Source organism: Rhodococcus sp. (in: high G+C Gram-positive bacteria) (assembly GCF_049299235.1).
In the GTDB taxonomy this organism is placed as follows: domain Bacteria; phylum Actinomycetota; class Actinomycetes; order Mycobacteriales; family Mycobacteriaceae; genus Rhodococcus.
The window spans coordinates 1-8,021 of the sequence record NZ_JBAQXC010000398.1; the positions used below are offsets into that span (position 1 = coordinate 1).

The 8,021-nt window shown below is 67.8% G+C and carries 6 protein-coding genes and 1 tRNA gene; 3 read left to right on the forward strand and 4 right to left on the reverse strand.

Features of this window, described 5'->3' with window-relative positions:
* Positions 1-24: 24 nt before the first annotated feature.
* Positions 25-97: transfer RNA gene (locus WAX14_RS24490), tRNA-Asn, on the reverse strand.
* A gap of 170 nt (positions 98-267) precedes the next feature.
* Between WAX14_RS24490 and WAX14_RS24495 the strand changes: the two genes are divergently transcribed.
* Positions 268-513, forward strand: coding sequence for a hypothetical protein (locus WAX14_RS24495; protein WP_422630638.1), 246 nt, complete (start codon positions 268-270; stop codon positions 511-513).
* Between the two features lie 4 nt (positions 514-517).
* Here WAX14_RS24495 and dnaG read toward each other — a convergent pair whose 3' ends face one another.
* Complete coding sequence (dnaG, locus tag WAX14_RS24500) at positions 518-2,434, reverse strand: DNA primase (RefSeq protein WP_422630639.1); 1,917 nt, start codon at positions 2,432-2,434, stop codon at positions 518-520.
* 277 nt (positions 2,435-2,711) lie between these two features.
* Between dnaG and WAX14_RS24505 the strand changes: the two genes are divergently transcribed.
* Positions 2,712-4,517, forward strand: a complete 1,806-nt coding sequence (locus tag WAX14_RS24505; protein WP_422630640.1) for a protein kinase domain-containing protein — start codon at positions 2,712-2,714, stop codon at positions 4,515-4,517.
* Position 4,518: 1 nt separating this feature from the next.
* Here the strand turns inward: WAX14_RS24505 and WAX14_RS24510 are convergent, their stop codons facing one another.
* Positions 4,519-5,790 (reverse strand): deoxyguanosinetriphosphate triphosphohydrolase, encoded by a 1,272-nt coding sequence (locus tag WAX14_RS24510; protein ID WP_422630641.1) that lies wholly within the window; start codon positions 5,788-5,790, stop codon positions 4,519-4,521.
* 61 nt (positions 5,791-5,851) lie between these two features.
* Complete coding sequence (locus WAX14_RS24515; RefSeq protein ID WP_422630643.1) at positions 5,852-6,472, reverse strand: YdcF family protein; 621 nt, start codon at positions 6,470-6,472, stop codon at positions 5,852-5,854.
* Between the two features lie 163 nt (positions 6,473-6,635).
* On the opposite strand from WAX14_RS24515, the gene WAX14_RS24520 reads away from it, so the two are divergent.
* Positions 6,636-8,021: TPM domain-containing protein (locus WAX14_RS24520; protein WP_422630642.1), on the forward strand; the 1,386-nt coding region annotated here is incomplete at its 3' end.

Here is an 8,021-nt window from a genome sequence, read left to right on the forward strand (position 1 = left end):
GATCGGGTGGGGGCCTCTTCTCCGCTCCCCCGGCTGGACTCGAACCAGCAACCGTTCGATTAACAGTCGAATGCTCTGCCAATTGAGCTACAGGGGATTGTCCCAACGCACACCGGCGGTTTCCCTCGGTGCGAAAAGAACTGTAGCGTCCCACCCTCCACGGCGCCAAATCGCCTGCATGTGGGCATGGTGGATCGGATCGGGCAGGATGGACACGACGCGCAAACAACAGGTGCGACGCGCACAGACAGGTGAAAGGACGACACATTGTTGCGATTGTTGGTCGGGGTCGCTGCGGGGTACGTGCTCGGAACCCGGGCCGGCCGGGCCCGGTACGAACAGATCAGCAAGACCGCACGAGCCGTAGCGGCGAGCCCGGTCACAAAAAAAGCCATCGAGGTGGGCCGCCAGAAGCTCGCAGATTCCCTCAACCCGCAGCCGAAACTCGAGCCGATGAAGCCGATCGACGAACAGACGACGATCATGATCCCCCGAGATCAGCTGAAGAAGTAGCAGCTCAGCCCGCCAGGCCCTCGCCGCCTACGTCGCCGATGGCCTGGTCCAGCAGGCTTCGGCGATACTGCTCGAGCGCCACGAGATCACCCAGCAGGGCATGGAATTCGTCGGACTCCGCGGCCGGCGACACACGCTGCAGCTTCGACTTGAGTTCGGCGACCTGTTCGCCCACCCATACCTCCTGCAACCGCGCCAGCACCCCCCCGATGTAGCGGGGCATGCGTTCCTCGTCGGCGGGCAGTGGTTCCACCGCGAGTTCGCTGACGAGTGAATGCGCAACCGGATCGGTGGCGGCACGACTCACGGCGTCGACCCATTCGGCGCCGCCCATCCCGGCACCACTCCCACCTGCGGTCGCGACCGCCTCACGCACCGCGGCGTAGGCGGGTTCGGTGAACGTCTCCGCCGGCAACGAGTCGAATACGGTGCCCGCGATGCCGGGGTACTGCAGTGCGGCCTTCAACGCGTCGCGTTGCGGCCACAGCGACGGATCGTTCGGCCTCGGGCGACGCAGCGCGCTCGCAGGTACCGCGGAAGCCGACGATCCGGTGGTCGCACGAGACTTCGGCGCTGGTGCACGACTCCCGCGACGCGCGTCCTCCTGCACGCGGCGCCGCACGGTGGGGATGTCGTCCCAACCGACCCAGTGCGCGAGTTGCACCGAATAGTTGTCGCGCAGCGAGCGGTCCTTGATGCGGGCAACAATGGGCACACAGCGTCGCAGCGCCTCCACGCGACCCTCCGCGGTATCGAGGTCGTGTTCGGCGAGGATCGACCGGACGACGAACTCGAACATCGGGGTGCGGCGGGCAACCAGGTCGCGCACCGCGCCGTCGCCACTGGCCTGACGCAGCTCGCACGGATCCATGTTTTTCGGTGCGATGGCCACGAACGTCTTGGCGGCGGTCTTCTGATCGCCTTCGAACGCCTTCATCGCCGCGGCCTGGCCAGCGGCGTCACCGTCGAAGGTGTAGATGATCTCACCGCGGAAGTAGCTGTCGTCCATGAGCAGCCTGCGCAGCATCGACAGGTGCTCGTCGCCGAAGGCGGTACCGCACGAGGCCACCGCGGTCTTGACACCGGCCAGGTGCATCGCCATCACGTCGGTGTAGCCCTCGACGATCACCGCCTGATGCGACTTCGCGATCTCGCGCTTCGCCAGATCCAGACCGAACAACACCTGAGACTTCTTGTAGAGCACCGTTTCCGGGGTGTTGACGTATTTCGCGGCGAGCGTATCGTCGTCGAACAGGCGCCGCGCACCGAATCCGATGACGTCACCGGCCAGGTTGCGGATCGGCCACAGCAACCGCCGATGGAACCGGTCGATGGGACCGCGGCGACCCTGCTTCGACAATCCGGCCGCCTCGAGTTCGGCGAACTCGAAGCCCTTCGACAGCAGATGCTTGGTGAGCGCGTCCCACCCGGCAGGTGCGTAGCCACAACCGAACGCCTGCGCGGCGGCGCCGTCGAAGTTGCGTTCGGTCAGGTAGTCCCGCGCGGCCCGGGCGTCCGGCGTGCGCAACTGCTCGGCATAGAATGCCTGAGCGGCCGCATTCGCTGCGACCAGCCGCGCGCGGGTACCGCGGTCGCGCTGCACGGACGGGCCGCCACCCTCGTAGCTGATGGTGTAACCGACACGTTCGGCGCACTGTTCGACCGCTTCGACGAAGCTGACGTGCTCGATTTTCTGCAGGAACGAATAGACGTCGCCGCCCTCACCGCACCCGAAGCAGTGGAAATGACCGTGGTTGGGCCGGACGTGGAACGACGGGGACTTCTCGTCGTGGAACGGGCACAAGCCCTTCATCGAGTCGGCGCCGCCGCGCTTGAGGGCAACGTAGTCGCCGACGACATCCTCGATGCGGATGCGGTCGCGGATGGCCGCGATGTCTCTGTCGGAAATTCGGCCGGCCACGGGGGCAAGTCTAGGTGGTCGTCGGCGGCCCCGGGACCGGGGCGGTTACCTGGTAGCGCCCGCAGCGAACAACACGATCCACGCCCGGTGCGCTCGGCGGCAGCGTGGGGTTGTGCCACTATCATCCGGTCTACTCTCCGAGATTGATCCGCGGCGCCGGTATCAGCGAAGCGGTGTGCTGCCGAAGGACACGATTGCGATGGACGGCCCCTGCGGTTCGAGGACAGGGTCACTGTTCGGCCCATATTCCGTGCGGTCGCTTCTGGGCCGCGGTGGAATGGGCGAGGTCTACGAGGCCTACGACACCGTGAAGGAACGCACGGTGGCGTTGAAAGTACTGCCCGCCCATCTGGCCGGCGACCCGCGTTACGCGCTGCGTTTCCGTCGCGAATCCCAGGTGGCCGCGCGACTGAACGACCCACATGTGATCCCGATCCACGACTGGGGTGAGATCGACGGCGCGCTGTTCATCGACATGCGTCTCGTCGACGGCACCAGCCTCGGAGCACTACTGCGGTCATCCGGACCGCTGGCACCCGAACGTGCCGTTGCTGTCGTCGAGCAGATCGCGTCCGCGCTCGATGCCGCCCACCGGAGCGGCCTCGTTCACCGCGACATCAAACCGGACAACATCCTTCTCACCCCCACGGACTTCGCGTATCTGGCCGATTTCGGTATCGCATACTCGGAGGCCGATACGCAGTTGACCACCGATGGGACCGTCGTGGGTTCGTATGCCTACATGGCGCCGGAGCGGTTCGGCCACGGCACGATCGCCGATGCCGCCACCGATATCTATTCGCTGACGTGTGTCCTCCACCAGGCACTGACCGGCGGTGTCCCCTTCGACAGTCTCAGCATCGAGCAGGCGATCTCCGCGCATCTGCACTCACCACCCCCGACTCCGAGCGCCGGACGACCGTGGATTCCGCGATCGTTCGACGGGGTTGTCGCTCGGGGAATGGCGAAGTCCCCGGCCGATCGATACCGTTCGGCCGGGGATTTCGCGCGAACTGCCCGAGCCGCACTGTCCGGCACCGCGGTCGGCACCGCAGTCGTCACCGTAGTCGGCACTACTGCTCCCTCGCCGACGCTCGCAGCGCCCAGGCATTCCCGACCTCTTGCCGCTGCAGGACCCGAGCCCGAGCCGATCGTTACGTCTCCACCTCCTGCCGCAGACCGCAGGGAAGCGACAACGATTCTTGCACTGCTGGGAGTCGTGATACTTCTCGTCGCCACCGCAGTCGGGTGGCTTCTGTTGTCCCGGAACACCCCGGACGACTCGGGTGCGATCGCCAAGACGCAGGTCACCGCTCCGGTGGTGTCCGGTTCCGGTCAGGTCGATCCCGCCGCTCGGCAACCGGCGTCGCCGGCAGAGTCGCCTGCTGGGCCCGAATCGGCGATGACGGCACCGGACGGGTGTGGCACCGTCCGATTTCCTGCTACCGGCAACACCGCCACGTTGTTCGTGCAGTCGGGGCCTGTGACATGTCCAGCAGCACAGTCGATCTTCGATCGCTATCTTCACGACCCGACCGTCGAACACACCGCGGGTAACACCTGGCCTGCCGAGTTCGACGGATGGCTGTGCAGCATCCCCACTGCGGCGTCCGCGGCACATTCGGGCAGTTCGGGTGTCTGTACCAACGACGAGATCGGAGCGCGGATCGTCGCACGCTCGTCGCCGCAGGGGAACCCGGAACCGGAACCCACTGAACCCCCGGCCACCGGCACGGCTTCTCTCGGCGGTCCCGGCGACCTCGGTCTGTCCACACCGATGACGGTACCCACGTGCACCGGCTCGGGAATCGCCGTCGTAGCCAACGCGACCTCACCCGGCTCGTATGCCGAGGAGATCGCTGGACACCTGGCGGCACATCCCGGCGCGAGCTATCTGCGCACCGACAGATCGTGCCCGTCGCTCCGTCAGGCCACGGACGAAGGGAACCCCATCTACACCGTGTACTTCCCAGCCGGAACGGCGCCGTCCGATGTCTGCGCCGCGGTCGAGGCACGAGGTGCCGACGCCTACGGCAAGTGGCTGGACACCACGACCGATCCGCGCAGCATGATCGCGTGCTGACCTACCCCCAGTCCGCCTGCGCGGCGAGACTGTCTTTGTCGATCCGTTCCAGTCTCGATTCGGTGCACGAGGCGATCTGGTCGACGACGACCCGCACCCGCGCCGCATCGTCCTTCGCCTCGTTCCACGCGGGAACGAACAGCGGATCGAGGCCGACCGGAGCCGTCCGCAACAGCCACTCGGCGACCCGGTGGATGCGGTCGCGTTGACGTTCCTGCCGGGCGCGGTGCGCGGTGTCGGACATCACGAACTGCAACGCCATGGTCTTGAGCAGCGCGACCTCCGACGCGACGACCGCGGGCACCACCAGATCCGTCGAGTATCGGGTGACCGGCGCACCACCGGTGGTCTCCCGGGTCCCGCTGATCGCGGCGGTGGCAAAGCGGCCGACGAGTTCGCTGGTGAGCGTCTTCAGCGCGACCGAACCGGCCAGACTGCCGTCGTAGACACCGACGCCGAGTATCACCGGCATCCGCGACAACCGGCCCGCTGCCTCGACCAACTCGTCCGGGATCAACCCGCTGAACTCACGCATACCGACGTCGACAAGTCCCTGCACGGCCCGCGGGTCGGACAACACCCGCAGGTCGATGCGCCCGTCGATGACCCCGTCCTCGACGTCGTGCACCGAATAGGCGACGTCGTCGGACCAGTCCATGATCTGCGCTTCCAGGCACTTGTGCCGCTCGGGAGCGCCGTCGCGGATCCACGCGAGAACCTCGGCATCATCGTCGTACGCACCGAACTTCGCGCCGGGCTTCGGCCTCGTCCACGGATACTTGAGGGTCGCGTCCAGGGCCGCACGAGTCAGGTTCAGGCCGGCGCTGCGTCCGTCCGGGTACAGCACCTTCGGTTCCAGGCTGGTGAGGATGCGCAGGTTCTGCGCGTTCCCCTCGAATCCGCCGGACAGCGCCGCGACCTCGTCGAGCGCGCGTTCACCGTTGTGCCCGTACGGGGGGTGCCCGATGTCGTGGGCCAGGCCTGCGAGATCGACAAGGTCGGGGTCGGCGCCGAGACCCTCGGCGATGCTGCGCCCGATCTGCGCGACCTCCATCGAATGGGTCAGCCGCGTGCGGGGGGTGTCGCCGTCGCGGGGACCGACAACCTGTGTCTTGTCGGCCAGCCGACGCAACGCGGCGCAGTGCTGGACGCGAGCGCGGTCACGAACGAACGGGCTGCGTTCGGCTGCGGCCGCCTCCGCGCCGGCAATCCCGGAACGCTTGGGCGTCTCGGCGACGCGGCGCTCGAGTTCGTGTTCGGTGTATCCCTGCATCCACCTGTCCTTCGCTCAGTGCACCGACCAATCACAGCACCCGGAATCACAGCACCGAGAATCACTGGGCCGCGGTGTAGGGGAAATCCGCCGACCCGTGCGTCAACTGGTACCAGACCAACGCCCCGGTTTCCCGGGCGATTCCGTGGAACTGCGATTCGCGTGTATACACGGCCGGGCCCGTCCGGGTCGGAGCGGTCCACGACTCGAGCCCGGCGTCGCGCGCCATCGTTCGGGTCCGCAGCGAATGCCACGGGTCGCTGACCAGCACCGCCGACGACATGTTCCGAGCGTGCATCTCCCGGCTGACCGCCTCGACGCTGAGCAGCGTGTCCGACCCTTCCTCGACCGCGAGGATCGCATCGCCGGGCACGCCGAGAGACATCAGATAGTTCTTGCCTGCCGCGGCCTCGGTGTACAGGTCGCCCTCCTGTTTGCCGCCGACGGTCACGACGGTTTCGGACACCCCGTTCTCGTACAGCCGCGCCGCCTGATCGAGCCTGGCCTGGAACACCGACGACGGCGTTCCCGAATACTGTGCGGCACCCAGCACGACGATGGCATCCGCATGAGTCCAGTCGTCGATGCGCGCGACCTGCCATACCCGCACGGCGGTCCCGCCGACGACGACGATCGCGGCGAGCACCAGTCCGGCCACGATCCGCCGGAGCCACCGCGCGATGCCGACGCCGGCGCTGCGTCGCTCCGATGCGGGCGGCGGAGACGGCCGGGATCTGCGGGCTGCGGTACTCACTCCTCCGATTCTGCCAGCGGCCGCAACGGGTTCCCCCGGCGACGCGCCACGGCCTCGCACGCTGCACGGCCGCGACCGTTAGATTCGTGCCATGCCCGTGTACTCGTCCGCTGTCGTGGCGGCGCCCACCCGACCGGTCCCTCTCCCGATCCTCGCCGTGCTGCCGGCAGCGCTGGCCCTGCTGGCATTGTTGCTGTTGCCTGCGGCCGCATCCGCCGACACTCCCCTGCGTCTGCCCGGGCAGATCACCGACAACGCCGGAGTGCTCGACTCGAGCGCACAGTCCGAAATCCAGGCGGCACTCGACGGGTTGTACTCGGATCACCAGGTGCAGCTATGGGTCGCGTACGTACCGAGCTTCTCGGGAATGTCGGGGAGCGACTGGACGGAGGCGACCGCGAAGGCGAGCGGATTCGGACCCAAGACAGCGCTGCTCGCCGTCGCCACCGACGGCGACTACAACCTGTGGGTGTCCAACGACGTGACCGACGTCTCCGACTCCGAGATCGAGTCGATCGCCACCGACCAGGTGCGCCCGCGGCTGGTGAACCGGGATTGGGCCGGTGCCGCGGTCGCCGCGGCCGACGGGCTCGGCGATGCGCTGGCCCCGGCGTCGATGGCACCGTTGTTCATCGGCGGCGGCGTGATCGTCGCCGGCGGCGGCGGCCTCTATCTGTACACGCGGCGGTCCAAGCGCAAGCGCGCCGAGGCCGGCGCCGAGGCCGCGGCCTCGATCGATCCGACCGACACCGCGGCACTGGCGGCGCTACCGCTGGACGTGCTCGATGCCAGGGCACAGGACATCCTCGTCGACACCGACAATGCGGTACGCACCAGCGCCGAGGAACTCGAACTTGCCCGCGGCGAGTTCGGTGAGCAGGCGGTCGCACCGTTCGCGGCGGCGTTCACGCAGGCAGGCGCGGCGCTCACGAAAGCATTCGAGATCCGGCAGCGCCTCGACGATGCGATTCCCGAGACCCCGCAGCAACGTCGCGACATGCTCGTCGACCTCATCTCGACGTGCGGTCGCGCCGACCGCGAGCTCGACGCCCGGGTCAGCGAGTTCGACGGCATGCGCGATCTGCTGCTCGACGCCCCGGCCCGGCTCGACGCGCTCACCCAGCGGGTGGTGACACTCACTTCGCGGGTACCCGCCTGCGAAGCGGTCCTGACGGCGCTGCGCACCGAGTTCCCGGTCGACACCCTCGCCCCCGTCGCACACAACACGACGCTCGCCCGTGAGCAGCTCGAATTCGCCGAGAAGTCCATCGCCGACGGCCGCAACGCGGTCGCGTTGCCGGCCGGTAAGCAGGGCCCGGCGGTCGGTGCGATCCGGGCCGCCGAGAGCGCACTGACCCAGGCGTCCACGCTGCTCGACGGTGTCGATCACGCCGAGACCGACATCCGGCACGCGATGGCCACCCTGCCCGCGGCGATCGCGGACCTGGAGCAGGGTGTCGCCGCGGCCGATCAGCTC

Bases quoted from the DNA above. Each gene is read 5' to 3' on its own strand.
- WAX14_RS24505 (WP_422630640.1), top strand. From the start codon at position 2,712: ATGGGCGAGGTCTACGAGGCCTACGACACCGTGAAGGAACGCACGGTG.
- WAX14_RS24510 (WP_422630641.1), bottom strand. From the start codon at position 5,790: ATGCAGGGATACACCGAACACGAACTCGAGCGCCGCGTCGCCGAGACG.